Origin of the sequence: Roseateles paludis (assembly GCF_039872745.1) — a bacterium.
GTDB classification, from domain to species: Bacteria; Pseudomonadota; Gammaproteobacteria; order Burkholderiales; family Burkholderiaceae_C; genus Pelomonas; species Pelomonas paludis.
In genome coordinates, this window is record NZ_JBDPZD010000001.1 from 230,861 (window position 1) to 253,887 (window position 23,027).

Below are 23,027 nucleotides of genomic sequence, written 5' to 3' on the forward strand. Positions count from 1 at the left end.
CGGACCAGTCGAGCAAATTACACAGGCCCACGCCCAGGCAGATTTGCGTGGGAGGGGTTGGTAGAACGGAACAGGAAAAACGGGAGACGCTGGTATGAGCTGCTCGATGCTCAGGCGGCGAGGCCTTGGCCTCAAATGTAACAGCGGCGCCGCCCGGATGCAAGACGCGGCGTCTCAAGCAAGGGTCTCGCTACAGCGTCGCAGCCATCACCTCGGGGAACAGCAGTTCCACCAAGTCGTCGTACTCCGTGTCTGGCGCATAGGTGGGGTCGCCAGCTTTGATGGCCGCCTTGTACTCGACCACCTTGGCCGCCCACTTGCCCGAGTGGTCCTCGCTTCGCATGAGGTCCGCGCGGTTGTAGGCCTGCAGCGCTCGCCGGAAATAGTGCAGGTGCCCCCGGTTGCCCGGCACCATGTGGTGAGCAACTTGGATGAAGTTCGGGAAGCTCCAGCCGAAGACCCTGCCGTACTTGGCGGAGTACAGCGCCTTCAGCAGCGTTGTCGGCAAGTAGCCGGGGTGATGTGGGAAGTTGAGTCCCTCGGCCGTGATGTCGCGATACAGCGCCTGCCAGACGCGGTCGTCAAACGACCGTTCAGGCATGTACGCAAGGTAGAACGCGTCGAAGCGCTCCCGCAACAGCGCGCGCCTGCGCTGGGTGTCACGCCAGGCCTGCTGAATCAAGCGGCTGCGTTGGCCATCGAAGTCGAAGTGGTAGGCGCGCTGCGTCGCTGGGTCGAGGGTGAGTGAGTCGAAGGACACCGTCTCTCGCTGAAGCGCTTCGACGCCGTCGTCCGCTGTTGGCTCCGCCCAGACGCACTCGAGCATGAACCGCTTCTGCCGCACCGACCGGTCGCGGGTCTCCGACGTGAGCACGAACGCGTTGCGGTTGTTGTTGTAGAAGACGTCGTCCTGCGTGAGCCTCCGGGCGTCCATGCTGAACTGCGAGAACACCCAGAACAACAGCCCACCTTCCTGACGGTAGAACTCGCGACGTTGCGCGATGACGTTCAGGTAGGTCGTCGACAACTGGACCTCGAAGGCGATGGGGATGCCGTTGAAGACAGCGCGCACGTCGGGCTTGCGCCAAGCGCCCGTGACTTCGCCAGTCCATCGCTCCTCGACGGCGATGTCCGTGAAACGGCCATCCGCTTGCAGGCACTGAACAATCCAGCGCTTCATCTCGATGTGAAGCCAGCTTTCCTTGATGCCGTTGTACTTGCGCGCGTTGATTTCGTCCTGCGACAGCTGACCGCGAGTTACCGCTGCGCAGCGACCGTCCTCCAGCGTGTGCCTGAAAAACAGCTTCTTCGCATCGTGCCGGGACACCAGGTAGACGGGCGTGAAGCACTGGCTGCAGAGGAACCGCGGGTTCACGTCGAGGTTGGTCTGCACCTCCATGCGCAGCTCCATCGCCGCGGGCCAGTCATCGCCGATGACATCGCAGTGCCGCTCGAACAGGCCAGTCGAGCGGTCAAGGACCTCGGCCACCTCTGGCTTCTCGACGGCGCAGTCTCCACGCGCACGAGGGAACGGGGAGCCGAGCGCAACGCCGAACGTGCGCGGTGGCGCACGGAACTCGGCCGGCGTCTCGTGCCAGCTGGACTGGCCCTGAATTCGGGCGGCAGCTTCGAGGGCTGGCGTGTGCTTCATGCGAACGCCGAGCCGCGCCATCACGGGTCGCAGGCGTCGCGCCAGCGTCTTCACAGGCTCGAGCTGCTTGGGTGCCAACGCTGCGATGGCGTCTTCGGACAGCTTGGGAGACAGCCGAGGGTTCTTCACCGCAAGGAACGCATGTAACGCAGCGGCTTGGGCAGCAGGGGACGGGTATGCGTCAGCGCCAGGCGCCGAACGGTCTGGGATGGTCATTGATGAGCTCCAAAGCGAAAGCACACAAGGACGGCACGCGTTGCCCGGCTTCCGAGAGGTCATCAAGCCGGAATCTGAATCCCAGGGACTTCACCGTGCCAGCCATGGCTGGTGCGTGCACTGCTGGGCGCCCGGAGCCCGCGGTTCGGCTTGAACCGTGAGGTCATGTTACGAATGCCGAATCGCATGCGTCAAGGCGCGATGGCGCCAGGAACCTCGCTCGCGCAGCCGCTGTACTGCGCCTTTCGTGCGTCGTTCGTTGCGTCCGCGCGACCCGATTTTCCTTAGGGTAAAGAGACTTGCGCTGTACGAAAGGACGTCTTGTTAGCTGAGCCGAGCACGCATCACACTTCGCCTTTCGAGCGAGATGGGAGCAAGCGACGGATGCCTATTACCCACGTTGCAAAAGAGGACTTTGAGGATTGGCTGGAGCAGCTGGCGGACGAGCTCTGGGCCCATGCGAACTCCGCGCCGGAGTCGAGCATCGAGGAGCCGTTGCTTCCGGAGATGGTCCTGCGTGCTTGCTTCCAGAGCGTTTCCGACATGGCCAAGCTCGGGCTACCGACGGAGTTCGGGGGACGAGCCCAGTTCGACATCTGGTGGACGAACTGCCCCTCGCGCCAGGGCCGGACCCTGATGTGGGAGCGCTGGGAATGCTGGAATCTGACGCGGGCAGAGTACGAGTCGCTGATAGCCAGCGCCGGCGAATCTGAACTTGGCTACGAAGTCGTGGACGAAAAGGTCTGGCGGGGTGACGAGCCACCGTTGAAGCCGCTGGCCACGTGGAAGTACCACCCAGAACGCATGCGCGGCGTGATGCCGTTCGCAGCTCGCGTCGCTGAGATTGGTCGCCAGTGTCGAGGCAGCCCCAGCGTCAACGAGCTGAACCTGCTCGCCCAGGCGTGGTCGCAGCCCCCGGGCTACAGCATCATCCATCGGCCACTTCGCCAACGGATAAACAGCCCCAGCCGCAACTCGCGTGCGACCACCCGCATCGTGGACATGCTTGTGTTCAACGCTGTCTACTGCGCCAATGGCCGGCAGGTGTTCGACATCCCGCAGCAGCTCAGCGACATGTTCCGGAACACTGATGTCGACGACATCACTGCCGAGCACATCCGGGTTCCGTACCCGGGCATCTACCTGCACTTCGGACCACAGTCTCACCTGGCCGCGGACCCCGCCTGGACTCCCGAGGGAGCCTACATCCAGGAAATCAACGCGCCAGACGGAGACCGCGCTCTGCAGTTCTGCATCGTGTCCGCGCCCACCGACCTGGACCGGTACCGCGAGTTCGACGTGAACATCGAGCCGGTGTACGTCCAAGCCCTCGGCCCCCAGCACATGAAGATGGCACTCGGCGAGGCGGTTGAACTGGTCCTGGCTGAAAAGATGCAGGCGCTTCGGAAGCAGGTCAGTGACGAGCCCATGGCCAACCTCGACGAAGCAACGCACAAGCTGGCCGCCAACAACGGGGTGCGACTGGTGTCCACACAGGGCTCGCGCGCGGCCGCCGAACTGGCTGGACTGGAGCCAATGCATCGCGCGTATCTGGAGATGCTCAAGCTCATCGTGAATTCGCTGGCGTACCTCACGGCCTATCCGAAGGACGTCGAGACGGTTTGGCCGAAGAACACGTCAGCGCACCTGCTCAGGGACCTGGCCAAGACTGACAACCGCAACGAGCAACGTCGCATCCAGTCTCGGCTCGCCGCGCTTGGCTTCACGCCGGTGCACCTCTGTGGACGCAAGCTGGCCGCCGAGCTTGACCAACGAGCCGCCGCCTCAGGCGCTGCAGGAACCGTTGCCGCCCACTGGCGCCGGGGGCACTGGCGCCGACAGCCGCATGGACCGCAGAACATGCAGCGCAAGCTGGTCTGGCTTATGCCGACGCTGGTGAACTCTGGCAAGTCGACCGAGGAAGTTCCCGGCCATCTCTACATGACCAGCTAGCGGAAATCGGCCTACTTGAGCGCCAAGCGGAGTTTTCGGTTCTGAAGCTCAGTCGGCTCAACCTTGCGGTCAAGTCAGACAGCCTGGCAGACCGATTTACTGACGATGCCTTCCGTGCCATCCCTGGAGATTCCGAACGAACAGCTGTGCCCTGACGCTCAGAACGCGGCTGACATCGTGGTGTCGCCGTCGGCCATCCGGCAGTTCACCGTGGCGCGCAGCGCATGCTGCGGGGCGAACGCGAAGTTGTCCTCAACCACTGCGGGTTGCATCACGGCGGAATACTTGTCCAAGCCTGGGCATGTCGCTCGAAGCACAGGCCACTTTTGGCGCCACAACGGCTGCGCCAGCCGCTGAGGCCTTCGACTCGGCGGGCAGCGCCAATGTCTGGGCTGGTATCACCGTCTTTTCAGAGCAGGCGGCGATGACGAGGCAGACCAGAAGCGGACCAGAATCCGAAGGGATCGGCAAACTCGGTGCGAATTACGTCGTGGCGCGCCTCTAGGCTGGCGCGCGGATCGGTTCAGCCCGAATTGACGAATCGACTGTCAGACCGAGCGTCTACTCGAAGGCCATCGCCCAAGTGGCGCGCCTTGGTTCAGGCGTTCGCCACTTCGCCGCTTACTGCTGCGACTGCAACACGACGGTGAAGCAAAGGTTGGCCGGGAGGGGAGTGAACTTAACTTTGGCCAATCCGGCCAGACTTTGGGTCAAGTCACACATTGGGGCAGCCCATGTTCGGGTGGCGCGCCCGGTTGGGATCGAACCAACAACCCCTGCCTTCGGAGGGCAGTACTCTATCCATTGAGCTACGGGCGCGCAGAGCCGGGCATTCTAGCAGCGGACCCCCTGGGAGCAGGGCTGGACGGCGACCCGCCCTCTATAATCCGGCGGTTTGCCAGAGCCCGGCAGCCCGGTGTGCCTGCACCCGATGGCCCCTGCTGCGGCGAGCCCCAGAACCGAAGAGGACCCCATGAGCGCCGACCACGATCACGCGAATCACGAAGAAGGCCACACCGGCCCGATCAAGACCCCGAAGCAGTTGGCCTGGGCCGTGTTTTTTGCCTTCGTGGTGCCGGTCATCATCATCATCATGCTGGCCTATTCGGTGACCACGAACACCAAGCCCGGCGCTGGCGCCGAGGCCTTCACCGCTGAAGCCGTGGCCACGCGCCTGGCGCCGGTGGGCAAGGTGGCCGTCAAGGCCGCCGGCGACATGGCTGCCATGAAGACGGGCGAGCAGGTCTTCCAGGCCCAGTGCTCGGCCTGCCACGCCACCGGCGCTGCCGGCGCTCCCAAGGTGGGCGATGCCGCCGCCTGGGGCCCGCGCATCAAGACGGGTTTCGAAGCGCTGCTGAACTCGGCCCTCAAGGGCAAGAACGCCATGGGCGCCCAAGGTGGCGGCGACTTCAGCGACTTTGAAATCGGCCGTGCCGTGGTCTACATGGCCAACCAGGGCGGTGCCAAGTTCGACGAACCCAAGGCCCCGGCCGCTGCTGCCTCGGCCCCCTGAGCGGCGCTCGGACCGTGCTGAAAGGGTCGCCTCAGGCGACCCTTTTGCTTTCTGGCTGCGCGCGTTGCTGCGGCGGCTGCGGGCGGCGGACGAAGCCATAGCGCTTGGGCCATTTGGCGGCCACGCCGGGCTCAGGGCGCCAGATGCCGCGCTCGACAAACTCGGCCGCCTGACTCATGTCGAGGCTGTGGACGAGGCCGAAGCCGAGGTCGGTCACCAGATAGAGCCGGCCGGTCTCGTCGATGCGGCTGTCCTCCACCGTGGCGAGCCGGCCGGTGTGGCTGAGCACGCTGCCATCGGGCTGCAGCCGCCAGATCCAGGGCGTGGTTTCGAGCTCGACATACACGCGCTGCGGGCCGTTCTGGAAGAACCAGCAGCCCTCGTCGTCACACAGGTAGTTGCGGCCGATGAAGGCGAGCAGCTTGTCGTGCTCAATGCGGCTGCCCTTGACCTGCGGGAAGTGCCCGGCGTGCTGCACGCGCTCATCGCGCATGTACCAGTCGCCGCGGGCGTCGAGCGCCAGCCAGTCGTAGCAGTGGGGGACATTGGGCCATTTGCGCAGCGCCGCCTGAACGAGCTCATCCACCATCGCTAGCTCCCGGCCGTCGCGCGCTGGAGCCACTCCAGCACCTGCTCAGGCAGGCTGCGAATATGCCCGGGCGGCAAGCCAGAAGCAAACCCTACATGGCCACCCTGTAAAGGTTGCCAGAGGGTGACGTGCGCGCCGGCCTCGACTGGCCGGGGCAGGCTGTGCGCCGGCACGAAGGGGTCATTGCGCGCATTGAGCGCCAGCGCCGGCACGCGGATGCGGTGCAGATGCGGCCGCGCCGACGCACGGGCGTAGTAGTCGTCCACCCCGGCAAAACCGTGCAGGGGCGCGGTGAAGGCGTCGTCGAACTCGCGGATGGTGGTGGCGCGGCGCAGGCGCTCGCCATCAAAGAGGCCGGGGTACTGCTGCAGCTTGCGCAGGGACTTCGGGACCATGGTGCGCAGGAAGCGCCGGGCATAGACCAGCCGGTTGAAGCCCTGGTCGATGGCCACGCCACAGGCCGCCAGGTCGAGCGGCGAGCACACCGAGGCCACCGCCTGCACCGTACCCTGGGCCGCATCGCCCTGCTCGCCGGCCCAGCGCATCAGCGCATTCCCGCCGAGCGAGATGCCCACCGCATACAGCGGCCGGCCGTGCTGCTGCCGCAAGCGCTGCAGGATCCAGTCGATCTCTTCGTGGTCGCCCGAGTGGTAGGCGCGCGGCGCGCGGTTCAGCTCGCCCGAGCAACCGCGGAAGTGCGGCAGCGCCAGCTGCCAACCGAGCGCCCGCGCGGCACCGGCAAACGAGCGGCTGGAGTGACTGTGCCGGTCGCCCTCCAGGCCGTGGAAGAGCACCAGCAGCGGCGCATCGGGGCGCGCTGCGGGCAGGAAGTCGACATCGATGAAATCGCCGTCCGGCGTGTCCCAGCGCTCTCGGCGCCAGGCCAGCGGGCCGCCCGCGTGGGTGCGCGAGAACAGTGCGGGCCAGATGGTTTGCGCATGCCCGCCGGGCAGCCAACGTGGGGCGCGGTAGTGCAGGGCGGCGCTCAATGCAGGGTGTCGCCGTCGGACATCAGCTCCTGCACGTCACCCGCGCTGCCGGGGCTGGCGTGGTGCAGCACCAGGCGCCAGCCCAGGGCCGTCTTGAGGAAGACATTGGTGGCGATGACCCAGGCCACCGTGGAGGTACGGGCCGCCGGGTCGCCCACCTGCACGCGCTCCAGCACGTGGTGGATGGCACAGTCGCCCGACTGCAGGCGCCGCACGCGCTCCGGGTGCACGGGGATGGCGCCATTGCCAAACACCTGCTCGAAGCCGGCCCGGATGGCCTCCAGGCCCACCAGGCGCGGCCCGCCGGGGTGGACGCAGGCAACTTCGTCTTCGTCAGCCCAGAGCTGCATCAGGCGGTCCAGGTCAGCGTGCTGCAAGGCCTCGTAGAACTGCGTCTCCGTGTCATCGGGCGAGGCGAGCAGCGCGGCGGTCTTGGCGGCGGGGCGGGGCATTGCAGCATTCTAAGAACCCGGCCCCGCGCTGCGCCCGCTCACCCCCAAACTGCGCCGTTACAGTGCGCCCCAAAACATGGGAGAGACATCACGTGAACGCGACCATGCGCCGCCGCATCGCCATCTTGTCCATCAGCCTCAGCCTGGCCGCCTGCGGCGGGGGCGGCGGGGGCGGAGGGGGCGGGTCCAGCAGCACACCCACCCCGACACCCACCCCAAGCGGCCCACCGGCCCTGAGCGCGCAATGCCAGAGCGGCTCGGTCGCCCGCCTCGCGCTGCCGGCGGCAGCCCCTGCCGGCCAGAACCAGGAAGTCGCCCTGCTCGCCTGCGCCAGCAGCAACCCCATCGACACCGTGCAGTGGCGCCAGACCGCCGGCACCAGCCTCAGCCTGACGAGCGCCCGCTCCGCCGCGCTCAGCGTGGAGCCGCCCAGCGCCGGCAGCTACGGCTTGAGCGTCGAGTTCACCGATGCGAACGGCACCCGCTACAGCGGCGACGCCACCCTCACCGCCACCGCCGCCAGCACGCCCACCCAAATGCTCATCCGTGGCGAGCCCTCGGTCTGGGCCGGCGGCAAGACCTCGGTGCGCGCTTGGGTAACAGGCCTGGCCGTGGCCGACTACGACGGCGCCACCGTGCAATGGAGCCAGGTCGAGGGCCCCGCCGCCCTGCTCGGCGACACCAATGCCTGGCGCCTGCTGTTCACCGCCCCCAACGTCAGCCAAGACACCCAGCTGCGCCTGCGCGCCAGCGCCAGCCTGCCCGACGGGCAACGCTGGACGCAGGACTTCCTGCTGCTCGTCCAGCCCGGCCCCGCCATGGCGGCCCAGGCCCTTTTCGACAGCAGCGACCCCGCGTCCCGCGTCTACCCCTACCTGGCCACCACCCCGCACGCCGCCGCACTGCGTGACTGCGTCTACCGCCCCGGCCTCGACAGCAGCAACCTCTGCAACATGGGCCGCCTGCCCGTGCTGGGCCAGGAGACGCAAGGCGCCCTGCCCACGGTCGAGCAGGTCATGGCCCGCGTGCTCGTCTCCAACGACTGGATGGGCCAACGCTTCGAGGCCTTCCTGCGCGAGCAGGACACGGCCGGCGACTTCCGCCGCTTGCTGAACGCCACCACCGCCATCGTCATCGGCGGCCGTGTGCGCCCGGCCTTCTACTGGAGCGCCACCGGCGCCATCTACCTCGACGCCAGCTACCTCTGGACCACCCCACAAGAGCGCGACACCGTCAGCGAGACCCCCGACCCGCGCGCCAGCTACGGCGACAGCCTCGCCTACGCCACGCTCTGGCGCTACGTGAAGAACAACCAGAGCGCCGGTGGCCGCACCCCTGTGCTGGAGCGCGGCTCGCGCAGCACGGCCGACCTCGTCGGCGCCCTGGGCAGCTTGCTGTATCACGAGCTCACCCACGCCAACGACTTCCTGCCCTCGCGCCTCCACACCCTGCTCAACGGCAGCCTGCGCGTCTACCAGGCCACGCCCGCCAACACCGCGTCCGAGATGCTGCGTGCCCAGCTGCCCTTCAAGTCCCAGCCCATGGTCGACCTCGGCCGCGTGCAGTTCTTTGGCGAGACCGCCACCGCCACCCAGCGCGCCTACACACCGTCCGACATCGCCGCGTTCTTCAGTGCGGACAACGTCACCGACGACTACAACTACTCCTGGCCAAGCGGCCAACCCGTTCCCCGCGAAGACGCCGCCATGCTGGCCGAGGAAGCCCTCATGCAGCTGCGCCACGGCATCTACCGCGACTTCGCCATCACGCCCCAGTTCCTCACTGGCGCGAGCGCGGACCAGCCCGTCACCTGGGGCCAACGCGGCCGCATCGGCGACCCCACCATCAAACCCCGCGCCGCCCTCATCCTGGCCCAAACCATGCCCTGGCTCCCCGCCAACTTCCTCGACGGCCTCGCCGCCCCGATCCAACTGAAAGCCGGCCGCACCTGGGGCGAGAACCTCGATCAGGCCGCGCTGGCCAGCGGGCAGGTCAAGCCGCTGTCTGCTGCTGAGCGGGCGCTGGAGGCGGACTTGGATTCGAGGCGCAGGGGGGCGAGGAATGCGAGGGCGCTGCTTCAACGGTAGCGAACGCCGCAAGACCTGCGATGGGTGCGACGCCCACTCCAGCGACAGGCGCCACCCGCCAGGGGCGACTTTTGGAGCGACGAGGAGCGCAGGCCCGAGGGCGGCGCGCGCAGCGCGCATCAAGGTCTGACTTGCCGCCGCTTGTTTGAACGGAGCGTAGCGAAGTGAATTCGGCGGCACGCCCGAGTGGCGAGCACCGCAGTGGAGTCGCTGCGCAGCAGCGACCGCTCCAGCAGGAGCCCCTGCCGGGTGGCGCCTGGCGCGTGCGCAAGCACCCAAAAACGCGACCCCATCCCGAGGCCGCGATCAAAACAACCTCAGTGGTGCCCGCCCACCACCTCGCCCGCCTTGAGCTTGTACTCAGTGCCGCAGTAGGGGCACTTGCCCTCGCCGTGCGTCACGTCGATGAAGACGCGGGGGTGGTTGCTCCAGAGGGGCATTTTGGGGTTGGGGCAGGCCACGACGCCGGGGCCTTGGACGTCGTGGGCGGTGACTTCAACAACAGCAGGTGCTTTGGACATGGTCAGGACTTTCAGCAGACAGTGAGCCAGTCGGCGTACTTGAGGTTCTGGCCGCCGACGATGTCGAAGAAGGCCTTCTGGATTTTCTCGGTGATCGGGCCGCGCGAGCCGATGCCGATTTCGACGCGGTCGAGCTCGCGGATGGGGGTCACTTCGGCGGCGGTGCCCGTGAAGAAGGCCTCGTCGCAGATGTAGACCTCGTCGCGGGTGATGCGCTTCTCGACGAGCGGGAGCCCCAGGTCCTTGCAGATGTGGAAGATGGTGTTGCGGGTGATGCCGTTGAGCGCGCCGGCCGAGAGGTCGGGGGTGTAAACGGTGCCGTTCTTGATGACGAAGAGGTTTTCACCCGCGCCTTCGGAGACGAAACCGGAGGCGTCGAGCAGCAGGGCCTCGTCGTAGCCGTCGTCGGTGGCTTCCATGTTGGCCAGGATGGAGTTGGTGTAGTTGGACACCGTCTTGGCCTGGGTCATGGTGATGTTGACGTGGTGGCGCGTGAAGGAGCTGGTCTTGACGCGGATGCCGCGCTTCATGCCCTCTTCGCCCAGGTAGGCGCCCCAGGCCCAGGCGGCGACCATCAGGTGCACCTTGTTGCCCTTGGGGCTGACGCCGAGCTTCTCGGAGCCGATCCAGGTCAGGGGGCGCAGGTAGCCGGACTTGAGGCCGTTGGCCTTGATCACGTCACGCTGGGCCTGGTTGACCTGCTCGGGCGTGAAGGGGATCTTCATGCGCAGGATCTTGGCGCTGTTGAAGAGGCGCTGGGTGTGCTCCTGCAGGCGGAAGATCGCCGTGCCAGCCGGGGTCTCGTAGGCGCGCACGCCCTCGAAGGCGCCGCAGCCGTAGTGCAGGGTGTGGGTCAGGACGTGGATCTTGGCGTCGCGCCAGTCGACGAGCTCGCCGTCCATCCAGATCTTGCCGTCACGGTCGTGCAGGGGAAGGGGGGCGGACATCGGCGGGGCTCCAGCGGGATTGAGGAAAGTCCGCGATTTTAGGAGCCCGCCTCCGCTTCGGCGCTGGCCTCGGTGGCAGATTCAGCGGCGCGCTCCAATCGCCACTCGACGAGCTTGCCCTTCTCCAGGCGCAACTCGACGCAGTCGCCCTGGGGGTCTTGCCAGGCGTAGCGCTTGCCCTCGCCGTCGAGCTTGCGCCCGAGGCTACCGGCCAAGGCCAGCAGGTCCACGAGCTTCAGGCCCGCCTGCAGCTTGGCATGGAACATCACGGCATTGGCCACGCTGCCGATGGGCGCGGCGCCGGCTTGCTTCATCACGCGCATCAGGCGCGACATCTGCAGCAGCAGCCAAAAGACGATGCCCGTGGTGGCGAAGATGACGCCCTGCCAGCCCAGCAGCAGGCCGCCGCCCACCAGGGCCAGCAAGGCCAGCCCGATCCCGACCCAAGGGTTCATGCCTGCGGATCCTGGGGCCCGTCTTCGCGCTGCCACTCGTAGGCGCGCTCGACCTTGGCCACACGCAGCGTGTAGTGGGCGTACCAGTCCCGCCGACCGGTGTCGCGGGCGATCTGGTGCTCGGCGTTGCGGCGCCAGGCGGCGATGTCGGCCTCGCTGGCCCAGTAGGAGACGGTGATGCCGAGCCCATCGGCCCCACGTGCGCTCTCGGCGCCTAGGTAGCCCGGTTGCTGGGCCGCCAGTTCGACCATGCGGTCGGCCGTCGAGCCATAGCCGGCATCGACGGCGGTGCGCTGGCTGGTGAAGATGACCGCGTAGTACGGCGGCTGCGGCAGCGGCATCAGCCCTCGACCTTGAGCAGCACGCAGCGCACCCACTGGCCGTTTTCCAGCGCCTGCTGGTGCTCGCGCAGGAACTTCTCGGCCGACGAATCGGACGAGATGAAGCGCATGCCGTGCACGATGCCCATGCGATCGGCCGGGCGCGACCAGGCGCGCTCGACGATGGCGTTGGAGAAGTACATCTGCTCGTCGTCCTGCGGCTCCACATCGGCCTTGCCGAGCAGCAGCACGACCTCGTAGCGGCCGTCTTCCAGCGGCTCCTGCGGGCTGGTCATCAGCTGGATGCCGCCATCGCTGAGGTTGAGCACCAGGCCTGCGGGGCCCTTGCCAAAGGTGACCGGTTTGAACACCCAGCCCGGCAACGAATCGGCATCGTGCTGGGCACCGGGTAGGTCGGTGCGCACGTGTTGACGAAGCTCGGAGTAGTCGGGCATGGAGGGGCTCCAGGATGGACGTCTGCGGATGCTAAGCAGACTTGCAGCGAAGTGGGCGCTCGCGTGACTCGGGATCAACCCAGCCCCCGCAGAACCGTGATGGCTTCCTCGATCCGGTCCACGGCATGCAGCGTCAAGCCCTCGATGGGCTTCTTGGGCGCATTGGCCTTGGGGACGATGGCGACGCTGAAGCCCAGCTTGGCAGCCTCCTTGAGTCGCTCTTGCCCACGCGGCGCGGGGCGCACCTCGCCGGCCAGGCCCACCTCGCCGAAGGCGATGAAACCGCGCGGCAGGGCCTTGCCGCGCAAGGAGCTTTGAATCGCCAGCAAGACGGCCAAGTCGGCCGCGGGCTCGCTGATGCGCACGCCGCCCACGGCGTTGACGAACACGTCCTGGTCGCCCGTGGCCACGCCCGCATGGCGGTGCAGCACGGCCAGCAGCATGGCCAGCCGGTCGCGCTCCAGGCCCACCGAGAGGCGCCGGGGGCTGACGCCGCCGCTGTCCACCAGGGCTTGCAGTTCGACGAGCAAGGGCCGCGTGCCTTCCAGGGTCACCAGCACACAGCTGCCCGGCACGGGCTCGGCGTGGGTCGAGAGGAAGATGGCGCTCGGGTTGGTCACGCCCTTGAGGCCCTTCTCGGTCATCGCGAAGACGCCGATCTCGTTCACCGCGCCAAAACGGTTCTTGATGGCGCGCACCAGGCGGAAGCTGGAGTGCGTGTCGCCCTCGAAGTACAGCACCGTGTCCACGATGTGCTCCAGCACGCGCGGGCCGGCCAGCGCGCCTTCCTTGGTGACATGGCCCACCAGCACCAGGCTGCAACCGGTGGCCTTGGCGGTGCGCGTCAGCTGCGCCGCGCACTCGCGCACCTGGGCCACCGAGCCCGGCGCGGAGCTGAGCTGCTCGGAGTACAGCGTCTGGATGGAGTCGATCACGCAGAAGTCGGGCGCCTCGGCCTCCAGAGTGGCCTGGATCTTCTCCAGGTTGATTTCGGCCAGCACGCGCACCTTGCTGCCTGAGAGCCCGAGCCGACGCGATCGCATCGCGACCTGCGCGCCGCTTTCCTCACCCGTCACGTACAGCACCTTGACTTGCTGAGACAGCGACTCCACCGCCTGCAGCAGCAAGGTGGACTTGCCGATGCCCGGGTCGCCGCCAATCAGCACCACGCCCCCGGCCACGATGCCGCCGCCCAGCACCCGGTCCAGCTCCTCCAGGCCCGTGGGCGTGCGCTCGAAGTCGGTCGCCTCGATCTCCGAGAGCGTCGCCACCGGCTGGCTCTTGGCCAGCGACTGGTAGCGGTTCTTGCCCGCGCCCGGCGTCTCGGCCACGCTCTCGACCAGGGTGTTCCAGGCCCCGCAGCTCGGGCACTTGCCCAGCCAGCGCGGCGTGCTGGCGCCGCAGTCGGAACAGGTGAAGGTGGTCTTGTCTTTGGCCATGGCGGGCGCGATTGTGGACTCAGCGCACCCGCAGCAGCCGCACCGCGTCGGGCAGGCTCTGGGCCTCCGGCACCCAGTTGTCGAGCGCCACGCCCATCAGCACGCCGGCCACACACAAGGCCAGCGCACCCGGCCAGGTGTGCGAGAGGGCACAGGCCAGCCAGCCCTGGCGGCTGAAGTCCCGCTGGTGGCGCCAGGCCAGGCCGGCGGCGGCCGAAGCCAGGGCCACCTCGACCGACACGCCCAGCAGCACCTCCACGCCAAACAGCGCCAGCACGCCGGTGCCCAGCAAAAAAGCCAGGCCCAGCACCACGGTGACCACCACGGCCAGCGGCACCAGCACCAGGGCCGCTTCTTCGGCCTCGGCCGCCGCCCCGACCGCCGAGCCCAGGCCATCGAGCCCGCCAGCCAAACCCTGCGCAACGTCCAGGCCCACGTCCACGCCCAGCTCCAGCGCATCGAAGCCATTGCCCACCTCGCTGGCCAGGTCGGCCTCGCGCCGCAGCAGCCAGGCCGCCCACAGGCGCAGCAGCAGCAGGTAGACGCCATAGCCCACCGCCGTGCTCACGCCATAGCGCAGCGCCAGGGAGTCAACGCCCCACAGGCGCAGCCCGACGGCTGTGCCCCACAGCACGGCCAGGCAGCACAGGGCCAGCAGCAGCACGTGCAGACGCATCCAGCGATGCGTTTGCAGCCAGCGGCGCGTGGAGTTGGACAGCGCCACATCCGGGCGAGCTTTCATGCGGGCAGACCTTTCCCTGGGCGTGCCCAGCTCATGAGCAGCAGCGCCGCTCCCGTGGCACAAGCGGCCGAGAAGCCAAAGGCCCAGGCGGCCGACAGGCCCTCCCACAGCCAGCCAAACACCACCGAGGCCGGCAGCAGCACGGCGCCGAAGATGAGGTTGAGCCAGCCAAAGGCCGTGCCGCGCTGATGGGCCGGGGCCAGGTCGGCCAGCAGCGCGCGCTCGACACCCTCGGTGGCCGCCATGAAGACGCCGTAGGCGGCAAACAGCGCGTAGAGCCGCCAGCCCGGCTCGGCAAAGAAGGCCATGGCCAGGTAGAAGGCCGCGTAGGCGAGATAGCCCACCGTGAGCAGGCGGGCGCGCCCGACACGGTCAGACAGAGACCCAAGCGGCACCGACAGCAGCGCCGCCACGGCGGACACCGCCGCCCACAGCAGCGGCACCTGCGCCTCGCTCACGCCCAACTCCTTGGCGCGCAGGAAGAGGAACATGTTGCTGGAGTTGCCCAGCGTGAACAGCCCCACCACCAGCAGGTAGCGGCGCAGCTGCGGCGGCAGCGCGCGCCATTGCCAGTCGATGCGCGCCTCGGGGTGCGGCGGCGCGCCGGACTCGCGCAGATTGAGCGACAGCAGCAAACAAGCCGCCCCCGGCAGCAGCGCCCACAGGAAGACCTGCTGCAGCGGCACCCCGGCCGCCAGCAACGCCGCTGCGATCAAGGGGCCGATGACGGCGCCGGTGTTGTCCAGCGCCCGGTGCAGCCCAAAGGCCAGCCCGCGCTGCCCGGGCCCGATGCTCGCGGCCAGCAACGCATCGCGCGGCGCCGCACGCACCGCTTTGCCAATGCGGTCCAACACGCGCAGCAGCAGGAGCAAGGGCCACACGCTCACAAAAGCCAGCAGCGGCCGCGCCAGGCCTGCCACCCCGTAGCCCGCAACGATCCAAGGCTTGCTTCGCCCGGTGCGGTCGGCCCAAACGCCGCTGACCAGCTTGAGCAGGCTGGACACAGCCTCGGCAATGCCCTCGATCAGGCCCAGGGCCTTGGGGCCGGCCATCAGCACGCTCGACAGGTAGAGCGGGATGAGCGGGTACATCATCTCGCTGGCGCTGTCGTTGACGAGGCTGATGAGCCCAATCAGCCAGACGCTGCGGGGCAGGGCGAACAAGGCGCGGAGCATGGGGGCAATGTAGGACACTCATCGCCCTGCCCTTGCCACCGGAGCCGCGCCATGGAATTCACCACCTGGTTGACCTTGTTTGCCGCCTGCTGGGCCATCAGCATCTCGCCGGGCGCGGGGGCGGTGGCGGCAATGAGCGCGGGGCTGACGCATGGCTTCCGGCGCGGCTATTTCATGACCTTCGGGCTGATCCTGGGCATCTGGACCCAGGTGCTGCTGGTGGGCGCCGGCCTGGGCGCCTTGATCGCCACCTCGGAGACAGCCTTTGCCGTCATCAAGTGGGCCGGCGTGGCCTACCTGATCTACCTGGGCGTGCAGCAGTGGCGCGCGCCGGCCAAGCCCCTGGTGGCGCGCAGCGATGAGGCCCGCACCGTGACGCGGCGGCAGTTGGTGATGCGCGGCTGGGTGGTCAATGCGCTCAACCCCAAAGGCACGGTCTTCTTGCTGGCCGTGGTGCCGCAGTTCCTCAACCTCCACGCACCGCTGCCGCCGCAGTACTTGGTGATCGGTGCGACGCTGGGCTTCACCGACCTGGTGGTGATGGGCGGCTACACCGTGCTCGCCTCACGCGTGCTGGCCGCGCTGCACAGCGAGTCGCATGTGCGGCTGTTGAACCGCATCTTTGGCTCGCTGTTTGTCGTCGCTGGATCCTTGCTCGCCAGTTTCAAGCGTGCCGCAGACTGAAGGGCTGGCCCGGCTGCCCACGGCCCTGCTCTTTGCAGTGCCCGTGCTGATCTGGGCCAGCACCTGGCACGTCATCCTGTACCAAATCGGCTCGCCAGTGCCGGCCCTGGCCTCGCTGGCTTGGCGCTTTGCGCTGGCGGCTGCGCTGCTGGCGGTGCTGGCCTGGCGTGCGGGCCAAACGCTGCGCGCACCACGCACCGCACATGCCTGGCTGCTGGCCACGGGCCTGGTGCACTACGCGGGCGACTACTGGTCCATCTACGAGGCCGAGCGCTACATCCCGACCGGTCTGGTGGCGGTGCTGTTCTGCCTGGCGGTGTTCTTCAATGCGCTGGGGGTGTGGCTGCTCAAGGGCCAGCGGCCCACGCGGCGCTTCCTGCTGGCCTCCAGCGGCGCGGTGCTGGGTGTGGCGCTGGTCTTCTGGCCCGAGATCGCTGCCACCGGCGCGCGACCGCACGCGGCGCTGGGCCTGGGCCTGGGTTTGGTGGGCGTGATCACCTCGACGGTGGGCAGCTTCTTCACCCTGCACTTGATGGCGCAAGGCCTGCCGCTGCTGAGCGTACTGGCCTGGAGCATGGGGTACGGCGCACTGTGGTTGCTCGGCCTGGCGCTGTGCCTGCACCCCGGCGCGCCGCTTGTGGACCTGCGGCCCAGCTATCTGGCGGCGCTGCTGTACCTGTCGGTGTTTGGCTCGGTGGTGTCGTTCGCGTTTTACTTCCGGCTGGCGGAGCGCACCGGCCCGGCAAAAGCGGCGCTGACGGGCGTGGCGGTGCCGGTGATTGCGCTGGGCATCTCGGCCCTGTTCGAGGGCTGGCAGGCGACGCCGCTGGCGCTCTTGGGGATCGGGCTGGCCCTGGTCAGCCTGTTCGTGGCGACGAGGCCGGCTTAAGGCACCGCTGAACGAGTCCCTCGCAGCGCGCGCATCCTCGAATTCGGGCGGTCTGCGTCGTTGCCACCTTTGGCAATGGTGCGCGCGATACCTACTGGTATCGCTGTGCTTTGCGCCTAGCTGCCCATCCCGAATCGAGGCGCGCGCTTCTGCGGGGACTCATTCAGCGTTGCCATAGCCCCACCGATCAGCAGCCGCAGCGCCGCGTCGAACACCGCGTCGGCATCGCTGCCGACCGTCTGGCGCCACCCCTCAGCCAGCAGCGGGTACTGCGAGGCGTCAGGCCCGGCGAGCGTGGCCGAGGGTGGGGCCTCGGGCGCCTGGGCGGATTGCTCCTCCAGCACCCAACCCACCACGAAACGGCCAACCGACATCATCAGCAGCGTGGCCGGCCCGGGTTCGAACCCGGCGGCACACAGCAGCCGCAGCCGCGCCTCGATGGACTCGCGCTGCGCCTCGCCCGGCCGGGTGCCGGCGTGCAGCCGCGCGCCATCGCGGTAGGCCAGCAGCGCGCGGCGAAAGCTCCGGCCGTCAGCCATCAGCCACTCCTGCCAGTGCTCGTGCCGCGTGGGCGCCTCGCGCGCCCGGCTCTCCAGCAGCACGGCCTGCGACATCGCATCCAACAGCGCGGCCTTGTTCTTGAAGTGCCAGTACAGCGTGGGTGACTGCACGCCCAGCCGCTCGGCCAGCTTGCGCGTGGTGAGGGCATCGATGCCGATCTCGTTGAGCAGATCCAGCGCGGCGCGCAAGACATCGTCGCGGCTCAAGCGGGCGGGGCGTTCCAGGTTCGTCATGTCTCTAGCAATGATAGAGAGTCTCATGCACAATGCTCCCTATCAACGATAGAGATAGCAACTTGAATCGAGCCTTGACCGTCATCCTCGTGACCCTGCTGCTGGACGCCGTGGGCATGAGCCTGATCTTCCCCATCCTGCCGGGCCTGCTGCGCGAGCTGGCCGGCGCCGACGCCACCACCCACCACTACGGCGCGCTGCTGGCCGCCTACGCGGCGATGCAGTTCCTGTTCTCGCCGGTGCTGGGAGCGCTCAGTGACCGCTTTGGCCGCCGGCCGGTTCTGCTGGTGTCGCTGGCCGGTGCTGCGGCCGACTATGTGCTGATGGCACTGGCGCCGAGCATGGCCTGGTTGTACGTGGGCCGCGTGCTGTCGGGCATCACCGGCGCCAGCATGGCCGTGGGGACGGCCTACCTGACCGACATCACACCCGAGGCGGACCGCGCCAAGCGCTTCGGCCAGATGGGCGCCGCCATGGGGCTGGGCTTCGTGGTCGGGCCGCTGATCGGCGGCGCGTTTGGCGAGTGGTCGCTGCGCGCACCCTTTGTTGCGGCGGCCGTGATGAACGCGCTGAACCTGGCGCTCGCGTGGTTCGCGCTGCCCGAGTCCAACCAGCACCGCACAACGCGCCTGGAGTTGGCCAAGCTCAACGCGTTCTCGTCGCTGCACCGCCTGCAGGGCAAGCCGGCGCTGCTTCCGCTGGTGGGCGTGTTTGCCGTGGTGGCGCTGGTGTCGCAGGTGCCGGGTTCGCTGTGGATCCTGTACGGGCAGGATCGCTACGGCTGGAGTACCTGGGTGGCCGGGCTGTCGCTGGCCTGCTATGGCGGGCTGCATGCGGTGTCGCAGGCCTTCGTCACCGGCCCGATGGTCGAGAAGCTGGGCGAGCGGCGCGCGCTGCTGGCTGGCATCGTGGCCGATGCGCTGGGCTTCATCGGCATGGGTCTGGCCACGATGGCTTGGATGCCGTTCGCCCTGCTGCCGCTCTTCGCAATCGGCGGGCTGACCCTGCCGGCCTTGCAGGCGATGCAGTCGCGCCAAGTCGACGAGCAACACCAGGGTGAGCTGCAGGGCACGCTGGCCAGCCTCACCAGCCTCATCGGCGTTGCGGGGCCGCTGGTGGTGACGGCAGGCTTTGCAGCCACCCAGTCGAGCTGGCCCGGGTGTGCCTGGATCGTGGCCGCGCTCGTCTACAGCCTGACCTTGCCGCTGCTGTTCAGCCGGCGGGCGCGCGGCGCCTAGAAGTCGGGCCTGCTGCGCCGCCCGGCCTTGATGCTGCCGCGCTTGGACTTGGACTCCAGGCGCCGCTGCTGCGAGCCATAGGTGGGCTTGGTGGCGCGGCGCGTCTTGGGCACGTGGGCGGCGGCCTGGACGAGTTCGATCAGGCGCTCGACAGCATCAGCGCGGTTGCGCTCCAGGCTGCGGGCGTCCTGCGCCTTGATGACGACCACGCCCTCGGCGGTGATGCGCTGATCGGGCCACTGCAGCAGGCGCTGCTTGACGGCATCGGGCAGGGAGGAGCTGCGGATGTCGAAGCGCAAATGGACGGCATTGCTGACCTTGTTGACGTTCTGCCCGCCGGGGCCGCTGGCGCGGATGGCGCTCCAGTCGAGCTCGTCAGGGTGCGGGTGCCAAACGAGCCGCATGCAGCTTCACGCCACGCGCATGGGCACCCGCGCGGTGACGGCGCACATCAGCTCATAGCCGATGGTGCCCGCCGCGTGGGCGACCTCGTCGATGGACAGCACGGCCCCGCGCGCGGATTCGCCCCAGAGCGTGACCTCGCTGCCCCAGCCGCTGGCGGACAGCTCGGTCAGGTCCACGGCCAGCATGTCCATGGACACGCGGCCCAGGGTGCGGGTGCGCTGGCCGTCCACCAGCACGGGCGTGCCGGTGCCGGCGTGGCGGGGGTAGCCGTCGGCATAGCCGCAGGCCACGGTGCCGATGCGCATCGGGGCCTGGGCGGTAAAGCTGCTGCCGTAGCCCACCGTGTCGCCCGGCTGGAGCGTCTGCACGCCGATGACCTGGGAGCGCAGGCTCATGGCCGGGCGCAGGTCCCAGTGGGCCGCGTCGTGGGCGGGGAAGTCGGGCGCGCTGCCGTAGAGCAGGATGCCGGGGCGCACCCAGTCCTGCGCGGCGCGCTCGGTATGGCGCAGGGTGGCGGCGCTGTTGGCCAGGCTGCGCTCGCCGGCCAGGCCCTCGGTGGCGGTCTCGAACACGGCGAGTTGGTGATCAATGCCGTCCTGGCCCAGACGCGGGCCGTCGGCGTCCGAGAAGTGCGTCATCAGCCCGATCTCATCCACCTGGGGCAGGGCCGAGAGCCGGGCATGCGCCGCGCGGAAGGCGGTGGGCGCAAAGCCGAGGCGGTTCATGCCCGAGTTGAGCTTGAGGTAGACGCTGTGGGGCTCGTGCGTCTTGTGCATGGCCAGCCAGTCGATCTGGGCGGGGCTGTGCACGACGTGGGTGAGCTTGAGGCGCGAGCACAGCTCCAGGTCACGCGGCTCGAAGGCGCCTTCCAGCAACAGGATGGGGCCGCGCCAGTCCAGCTCGCGCAGCTGCTGGGCCTCGGCGAGGTCGAGGCAGGCAAAGCCATCAGCGGCGCGCAGGCCTTCGAAGGCGCGCTCAATGCCATGCCCATAGGCGCGGGCCTTGACCACCGCCCAGACCCGCGCATTGGGCGCCTGCGCGCGGGCCCGGGCCAGGTTGTGGGCGAGGGCTGCCGGGTGGACGAGCGCTTCGATGGGGCGGGGCATCGGGCCATTCTGCCCGCTGGGATGAGCGGGGCGGATTGCCCTGCTGCCCCGCCATTCAGGCGGGGCGTGGCGAAAGGGTCGCGTGCTATAACCCGCGCCGTTTCCCCGTTTTGTGTCGGCCCGCGCCGTCTCCCACCTCAGTCCCCACCGCGCACAGGCCCCATGAAGCGAGGCTTCTACACGATCATGGCGGCGCAGTTTTTCAGCTCGCTGGCTGACAACGCGCTCTTCGTCGCCGCCGTCGAACTGCTGCGCACCTCCGGCGCCGCCGAGTGGCAGCGCGCCGCCCTGGTGCCCATGTTCGCCCTCTTCTACGTCGTGCTGGCGCCCTTTGTCGGCGCCTTTGCGGACGCGATCCCCAAGGGCAAGGTGATGTTCTATTCGAACAGCATCAAGGTGGTGGGCTGTTTGATGATGCTGTTCGGCACCCACCCGCTGGCGGCCTATGCCATCGTGGGCCTCGGGGCTGCCGCCTACTCGCCGGCCAAGTACGGCATCCTGACCGAGCTGCTGCCGCCCTCGCAGCTGGTCAAGGCCAATGGCTGGATCGAGGGCCTGACCATCGCGTCCATCATCCTCGGCGTGCTGCTGGGCGGCCAACTGGTGGGCGCCAAGCTCTCGGCAATGCTGCTGGGCTTTGACCTGCCCTTGATCGACACCGGCATCGACACGCCGCCCGAGGCGGCCATTGCCAGCCTGGTCGGCCTGTATGTGATCGCCGCGCTGTTCAACCTGCGCATCCCGCGCACCTCGGCGCCGCTGCAACCGGTGGCACACAGCCTGATCGCCCTGGTCCGCGACTTCTCGCAGTGCAACACCCGGCTGTGGCAGGACAAACTGGGCCAGATCTCGCTGGCCACGACGACGCTGTTCTGGGGCGTGAGCGGCAACCTGCGCTACATCGTGCTGGCCTGGGCGCTGGCAGCGCTGGGCTATGGCACGACGCAGGCGTCGTCACTCGTCGGCGTGGTGGCCATCGGCACCGCGGTGGGCGCGGTGGTGGCGTCGGTGGCGGTGCGGCTGGACAAAGCGACCAGCGTGATCCCGCTGGGCATCGGCATGGGCGTGCTCGTGATCACGATGAACTGGATCACCAATGTCTGGGTCGCGGCGCCCTTCCTGATCCTGCTGGGCGGCATCGGCGGCTACCTGGTGGTGCCGATGAACGCCCTGCTCCAGCACCGGGGTCACAACCTGATGGGCGCGGGCCGCAGCATCGCGGTGCAGAACTTCAACGAGCAGGCCTGCATCCTGGGCCTCGGGGCCTTCTACACCGGCATGACGCGCTTCGGCCTCTCGGCCTTTGCGGCCATCACGGCGTTTGGCGTGGCCGTGGCCGGCACGATGTGGCTGATCCGCCAGTGGCACCAGCGCAATCTGGTGCAGCACGCGGCCGAGGTCGAGCACCTGCTCGAACTGGCGCGCTGCGACGACTGCGGGAAGTCAGCGGGGCGCTGAGCCCCGGCCGCGACGGCCCGTCGGGGCCGGCTGCACCAAATGCCGGCCTTCCAGCACCGCCTCGATGTGCTCGCTCCAGGCCCGGGCAATCTTGAAGCAGCCACTGTGGTTGAGGTGGATCTCGTTGTGCCAGTCGCCACTGATGCCGGTGGAGCCCGGTGCCGCCAGGGCCAGGGGCACGGTGGTCGAGTCGAACACGAAGAGGCCGGGGAACTGTTCCTTGTCGGCCGCCATGGTCTTGAGTAGCTGGGCCAGGTGGAAGACCATCAAACGGCTGACGGCCGCCCAATCAGCGCTCGGCACCCCATAGGCCTTGAGGGCCGGCAGCAGCCAGGGGCCGTTGGCGCCCAGCTCGTCGCTCGGCTCGGCGCCTGCCGGGCGCGGCATGGGCACGGCGTAGCAGTGCATGAAGACCGGCTTGCCGGCCGAAGGGCCGTGGTTGCGCAGGCTCAGCAGGTGCTTGACGTTGGCCTTGAAGTACTCGGCATAGGTGGCCCAGCCGGGCTCAGAGAAGTAGCGGGCCACACCGGCTGAAGGCGCGCCCCATTCGGTCTGGCGGCGCAGCAGGCGCTGGTGCAGCGGCACTTCGACGCCATCGGCCGTGTGGGCCGGCGTGCGGGCGGCGGCGATCAGGTCATTGCCGCCGACGGACAGCAGCACGCCGTCCCACACCGGCGCGCCAGGGCCGCTCAGCAGGCGGACAAAGTCAGGGTTGGCCTCCAAGTCGACCATGTGCGACAGCGCGTCGCCCGTGCCCGCGCAGTTGACGGCCAGGGCCGGGCCCTTGAAGACCAGCTCCTGCAGCAGGTTGGCGTGCGCATTCAGCTTGGAGCGCGCGTTAGAAAACCACGAATCGCCCTGGGCCAGCAGCTTCCAGCGAAAGGCGCTGAAGTCGGGGGCATGGCGCCCGGCGAGGTCTGCCGGCGTGAAACAAGCCAAGTGATCCATG

The 23,027-nt window shown here is 68.3% G+C and carries 25 protein-coding genes and 1 tRNA gene; 8 read left to right on the top strand and 18 right to left on the bottom strand.

What is annotated here, in order from left to right; translation table 11 throughout:
- Positions 1 to 190: 190 nt before the first annotated feature.
- On the bottom strand, positions 191 to 1,867 hold the full coding sequence (locus ABDJ85_RS01130; RefSeq protein ID WP_347702886.1) for a DUF6035 family protein: 1,677 nt from the start codon (positions 1,865 to 1,867) through the stop codon (positions 191 to 193).
- A 384-nt stretch (positions 1,868 to 2,251) separates the two neighbouring features.
- Here ABDJ85_RS01130 and ABDJ85_RS01135 point away from each other — a divergent pair, with 384 nt between their 5' ends.
- A complete protein-coding gene (locus ABDJ85_RS01135) occupies positions 2,252 to 3,820 on the top strand; it encodes an AcrVA2 family anti-CRISPR protein (RefSeq protein WP_347702887.1) in 1,569 nt (522 codons plus the stop codon).
- Positions 3,821 to 3,978: 158 nt separating this feature from the next.
- Here the strand turns inward: ABDJ85_RS01135 and ABDJ85_RS01140 are convergent, their stop codons facing one another.
- Positions 3,979 to 4,113 (bottom strand): hypothetical protein, encoded by a 135-nt coding sequence (locus tag ABDJ85_RS01140; protein ID WP_347702888.1) that lies wholly within the window; start codon positions 4,111 to 4,113, stop codon positions 3,979 to 3,981.
- Positions 4,114 to 4,121: 8 nt separating this feature from the next.
- On the opposite strand from ABDJ85_RS01140, the gene ABDJ85_RS01145 reads away from it, so the two are divergent.
- Complete coding sequence (locus ABDJ85_RS01145) at positions 4,122 to 4,325, top strand: hypothetical protein (protein WP_347702889.1); 204 nt, start codon at positions 4,122 to 4,124, stop codon at positions 4,323 to 4,325.
- 238 nt (positions 4,326 to 4,563) lie between these two features.
- On the opposite strand, the gene ABDJ85_RS01150 is transcribed toward ABDJ85_RS01145, so the two are convergent.
- Positions 4,564 to 4,639, bottom strand: a tRNA-Arg gene (locus ABDJ85_RS01150).
- A 154-nt stretch (positions 4,640 to 4,793) separates the two neighbouring features.
- Between ABDJ85_RS01150 and ABDJ85_RS01155 the strand changes: the two genes are divergently transcribed.
- Positions 4,794 to 5,333 (top strand): c-type cytochrome, encoded by a 540-nt coding sequence (locus ABDJ85_RS01155; RefSeq protein WP_347702890.1) that lies wholly within the window; start codon positions 4,794 to 4,796, stop codon positions 5,331 to 5,333.
- A gap of 31 nt (positions 5,334 to 5,364) precedes the next feature.
- Here ABDJ85_RS01155 and ABDJ85_RS01160 read toward each other — a convergent pair whose 3' ends face one another.
- Genes ABDJ85_RS01160 through ABDJ85_RS01170 form a run of 3 tightly spaced genes read right to left on the bottom strand, consistent with a single transcriptional unit; the run spans position 5,365 to position 7,363 of the window.
- Positions 5,365 to 5,919, bottom strand: coding sequence for a DUF2946 family protein (locus ABDJ85_RS01160; protein ID WP_347702891.1), 555 nt, complete (start codon positions 5,917 to 5,919; stop codon positions 5,365 to 5,367).
- A 5-nt stretch (positions 5,920 to 5,924) separates the two neighbouring features.
- Positions 5,925 to 6,899 carry a YheT family hydrolase gene (locus ABDJ85_RS01165; RefSeq protein ID WP_347703814.1) on the bottom strand — a complete coding sequence of 325 codons (975 nt, stop codon included), beginning with the start codon at positions 6,897 to 6,899 and terminating at the stop codon, positions 5,925 to 5,927.
- Positions 6,900 to 6,907: 8 nt separating this feature from the next.
- Complete coding sequence (locus ABDJ85_RS01170; RefSeq protein ID WP_347702892.1) at positions 6,908 to 7,363, bottom strand: YybH family protein; 456 nt, start codon at positions 7,361 to 7,363, stop codon at positions 6,908 to 6,910.
- A gap of 92 nt (positions 7,364 to 7,455) precedes the next feature.
- On the opposite strand from ABDJ85_RS01170, the gene ABDJ85_RS01175 reads away from it, so the two are divergent.
- Positions 7,456 to 9,450 carry a hypothetical protein gene (locus tag ABDJ85_RS01175; protein WP_347702893.1) on the top strand — a complete coding sequence of 665 codons (1,995 nt, stop codon included), beginning with the start codon at positions 7,456 to 7,458 and terminating at the stop codon, positions 9,448 to 9,450.
- Between the two features lie 317 nt (positions 9,451 to 9,767).
- On the opposite strand, the gene ABDJ85_RS01180 is transcribed toward ABDJ85_RS01175, so the two are convergent.
- The 8 genes from ABDJ85_RS01180 to ABDJ85_RS01215 form a co-directional block, all read right to left on the bottom strand.
- On the bottom strand, positions 9,768 to 9,971 hold the full coding sequence (locus ABDJ85_RS01180) for a zinc-finger domain-containing protein (protein WP_347702894.1): 204 nt from the start codon (positions 9,969 to 9,971) through the stop codon (positions 9,768 to 9,770).
- Positions 9,972 to 9,982: 11 nt separating this feature from the next.
- On the bottom strand, positions 9,983 to 10,918 hold the full coding sequence (locus tag ABDJ85_RS01185) for a branched-chain amino acid transaminase (protein WP_347702895.1): 936 nt from the start codon (positions 10,916 to 10,918) through the stop codon (positions 9,983 to 9,985).
- Between the two features lie 38 nt (positions 10,919 to 10,956).
- Positions 10,957 to 11,373, bottom strand: a complete 417-nt coding sequence (locus ABDJ85_RS01190; protein WP_347702896.1) for a hypothetical protein — start codon at positions 11,371 to 11,373, stop codon at positions 10,957 to 10,959.
- A complete protein-coding gene (locus tag ABDJ85_RS01195; protein ID WP_347702897.1) occupies positions 11,370 to 11,714 on the bottom strand; it encodes an antibiotic biosynthesis monooxygenase family protein in 345 nt (114 codons plus the stop codon). Before ABDJ85_RS01195 ends, ABDJ85_RS01190 begins: the two co-directional genes overlap by 4 nt.
- Positions 11,714 to 12,148, bottom strand: a complete 435-nt coding sequence (locus tag ABDJ85_RS01200) for a PilZ domain-containing protein (RefSeq protein ID WP_347702898.1) — start codon at positions 12,146 to 12,148, stop codon at positions 11,714 to 11,716. Before ABDJ85_RS01200 ends, ABDJ85_RS01195 begins: the two co-directional genes overlap by 1 nt.
- Positions 12,149 to 12,222: 74 nt before the next feature.
- The gene (radA, locus tag ABDJ85_RS01205; RefSeq protein ID WP_347702899.1) at positions 12,223 to 13,587 is read right to left on the bottom strand and encodes a DNA repair protein RadA; all 1,365 of its coding nucleotides are present in this window, start codon (positions 13,585 to 13,587) and stop codon (positions 12,223 to 12,225) included.
- 19 nt (positions 13,588 to 13,606) lie between these two features.
- The gene (locus tag ABDJ85_RS01210; protein ID WP_347702900.1) at positions 13,607 to 14,329 is read right to left on the bottom strand and encodes a hypothetical protein; all 723 of its coding nucleotides are present in this window, start codon (positions 14,327 to 14,329) and stop codon (positions 13,607 to 13,609) included.
- Positions 14,326 to 15,504 (bottom strand): MFS transporter, encoded by a 1,179-nt coding sequence (locus tag ABDJ85_RS01215; protein WP_347702901.1) that lies wholly within the window; start codon positions 15,502 to 15,504, stop codon positions 14,326 to 14,328. Before ABDJ85_RS01215 ends, ABDJ85_RS01210 begins: the two co-directional genes overlap by 4 nt.
- Before the next feature lie 51 nt (positions 15,505 to 15,555).
- Between ABDJ85_RS01215 and ABDJ85_RS01220 the strand changes: the two genes are divergently transcribed.
- Both ABDJ85_RS01220 and ABDJ85_RS01225 read left to right on the top strand, forming a co-directional pair.
- Positions 15,556 to 16,188 (top strand): LysE family transporter, encoded by a 633-nt coding sequence (locus ABDJ85_RS01220; RefSeq protein ID WP_347702902.1) that lies wholly within the window; start codon positions 15,556 to 15,558, stop codon positions 16,186 to 16,188.
- Complete coding sequence (locus tag ABDJ85_RS01225; RefSeq protein WP_347702903.1) at positions 16,175 to 17,077, top strand: DMT family transporter; 903 nt, start codon at positions 16,175 to 16,177, stop codon at positions 17,075 to 17,077. Before ABDJ85_RS01220 ends, ABDJ85_RS01225 begins: the two co-directional genes overlap by 14 nt.
- 116 nt (positions 17,078 to 17,193) lie before the next feature.
- Here the strand turns inward: ABDJ85_RS01225 and tetR are convergent, their stop codons facing one another.
- A complete protein-coding gene (gene tetR / locus ABDJ85_RS01230; protein WP_347702904.1) occupies positions 17,194 to 17,871 on the bottom strand; it encodes a tetracycline resistance transcriptional repressor TetR in 678 nt (225 codons plus the stop codon).
- A 32-nt stretch (positions 17,872 to 17,903) separates the two neighbouring features.
- Between tetR and tet the strand changes: the two genes are divergently transcribed.
- Positions 17,904 to 19,109, top strand: coding sequence for a Tet(A)/Tet(B)/Tet(C) family tetracycline efflux MFS transporter (gene tet, locus ABDJ85_RS01235; protein WP_347702905.1), 1,206 nt, complete (start codon positions 17,904 to 17,906; stop codon positions 19,107 to 19,109).
- Here the strand turns inward: tet and arfB are convergent.
- Both arfB and alr read right to left on the bottom strand, forming a co-directional pair.
- Positions 19,106 to 19,513, bottom strand: a complete 408-nt coding sequence (gene arfB, locus ABDJ85_RS01240) for an alternative ribosome rescue aminoacyl-tRNA hydrolase ArfB (RefSeq protein ID WP_347702906.1) — start codon at positions 19,511 to 19,513, stop codon at positions 19,106 to 19,108. The two genes, tet and arfB, sit on opposite strands and share 4 nt — an antisense overlap.
- Positions 19,514 to 19,519: 6 nt before the next feature.
- Positions 19,520 to 20,620 carry an alanine racemase gene (gene alr, locus ABDJ85_RS01245; protein WP_347702907.1) on the bottom strand — a complete coding sequence of 367 codons (1,101 nt, stop codon included), beginning with the start codon at positions 20,618 to 20,620 and terminating at the stop codon, positions 19,520 to 19,522.
- A 162-nt stretch (positions 20,621 to 20,782) separates the two neighbouring features.
- Here alr and lplT point away from each other — a divergent pair, with 162 nt between their 5' ends.
- Complete coding sequence (lplT, locus tag ABDJ85_RS01250) at positions 20,783 to 22,078, top strand: lysophospholipid transporter LplT (RefSeq protein WP_347702908.1); 1,296 nt, start codon at positions 20,783 to 20,785, stop codon at positions 22,076 to 22,078.
- Here the strand turns inward: lplT and ABDJ85_RS01255 are convergent.
- Positions 22,064 to 23,026 (bottom strand): hypothetical protein, encoded by a 963-nt coding sequence (locus ABDJ85_RS01255; RefSeq protein WP_347702909.1) that lies wholly within the window; start codon positions 23,024 to 23,026, stop codon positions 22,064 to 22,066. The genes lplT and ABDJ85_RS01255 overlap by 15 nt on opposite strands.
- Position 23,027: the final 1 nt, after the last annotated feature.

Coding starts and splice junctions, on each gene's coding strand:
- ABDJ85_RS01130 (WP_347702886.1), bottom strand. CDS start 1,867: ATGACCATCCCAGACCGTTCGGCGCCTGGCGCTGACGCATACCCGTCC.
- ABDJ85_RS01135 (WP_347702887.1), top strand. CDS start 2,252: ATGCCTATTACCCACGTTGCAAAAGAGGACTTTGAGGATTGGCTGGAG.
- ABDJ85_RS01145 (WP_347702889.1), top strand. CDS start 4,122: ATGTCGCTCGAAGCACAGGCCACTTTTGGCGCCACAACGGCTGCGCCA.
- ABDJ85_RS01155 (WP_347702890.1), top strand. CDS start 4,794: ATGAGCGCCGACCACGATCACGCGAATCACGAAGAAGGCCACACCGGC.
- ABDJ85_RS01170 (WP_347702892.1), bottom strand. CDS start 7,363: ATGCCCCGCCCCGCCGCCAAGACCGCCGCGCTGCTCGCCTCGCCCGAT.
- ABDJ85_RS01180 (WP_347702894.1), bottom strand. CDS start 9,971: ATGTCCAAAGCACCTGCTGTTGTTGAAGTCACCGCCCACGACGTCCAA.
- ABDJ85_RS01185 (WP_347702895.1), bottom strand. CDS start 10,918: ATGTCCGCCCCCCTTCCCCTGCACGACCGTGACGGCAAGATCTGGATG.
- ABDJ85_RS01190 (WP_347702896.1), bottom strand. CDS start 11,373: ATGAACCCTTGGGTCGGGATCGGGCTGGCCTTGCTGGCCCTGGTGGGC.
- ABDJ85_RS01195 (WP_347702897.1), bottom strand. CDS start 11,714: ATGCCGCTGCCGCAGCCGCCGTACTACGCGGTCATCTTCACCAGCCAG.
- ABDJ85_RS01200 (WP_347702898.1), bottom strand. CDS start 12,148: ATGCCCGACTACTCCGAGCTTCGTCAACACGTGCGCACCGACCTACCC.
- radA (WP_347702899.1), bottom strand. CDS start 13,587: ATGGCCAAAGACAAGACCACCTTCACCTGTTCCGACTGCGGCGCCAGC.
- ABDJ85_RS01210 (WP_347702900.1), bottom strand. CDS start 14,329: ATGAAAGCTCGCCCGGATGTGGCGCTGTCCAACTCCACGCGCCGCTGG.
- ABDJ85_RS01215 (WP_347702901.1), bottom strand. CDS start 15,504: ATGCTCCGCGCCTTGTTCGCCCTGCCCCGCAGCGTCTGGCTGATTGGG.
- ABDJ85_RS01220 (WP_347702902.1), top strand. CDS start 15,556: ATGGAATTCACCACCTGGTTGACCTTGTTTGCCGCCTGCTGGGCCATC.
- tetR (WP_347702904.1), bottom strand. CDS start 17,871: ATGACGAACCTGGAACGCCCCGCCCGCTTGAGCCGCGACGATGTCTTG.
- tet (WP_347702905.1), top strand. CDS start 17,904: ATGCTCCCTATCAACGATAGAGATAGCAACTTGAATCGAGCCTTGACC.
- arfB (WP_347702906.1), bottom strand. CDS start 19,513: ATGCGGCTCGTTTGGCACCCGCACCCTGACGAGCTCGACTGGAGCGCC.
- alr (WP_347702907.1), bottom strand. CDS start 20,620: ATGCCCCGCCCCATCGAAGCGCTCGTCCACCCGGCAGCCCTCGCCCAC.
- lplT (WP_347702908.1), top strand. CDS start 20,783: ATGAAGCGAGGCTTCTACACGATCATGGCGGCGCAGTTTTTCAGCTCG.
- ABDJ85_RS01255 (WP_347702909.1), bottom strand. CDS start 23,026: ATGGATCACTTGGCTTGTTTCACGCCGGCAGACCTCGCCGGGCGCCAT.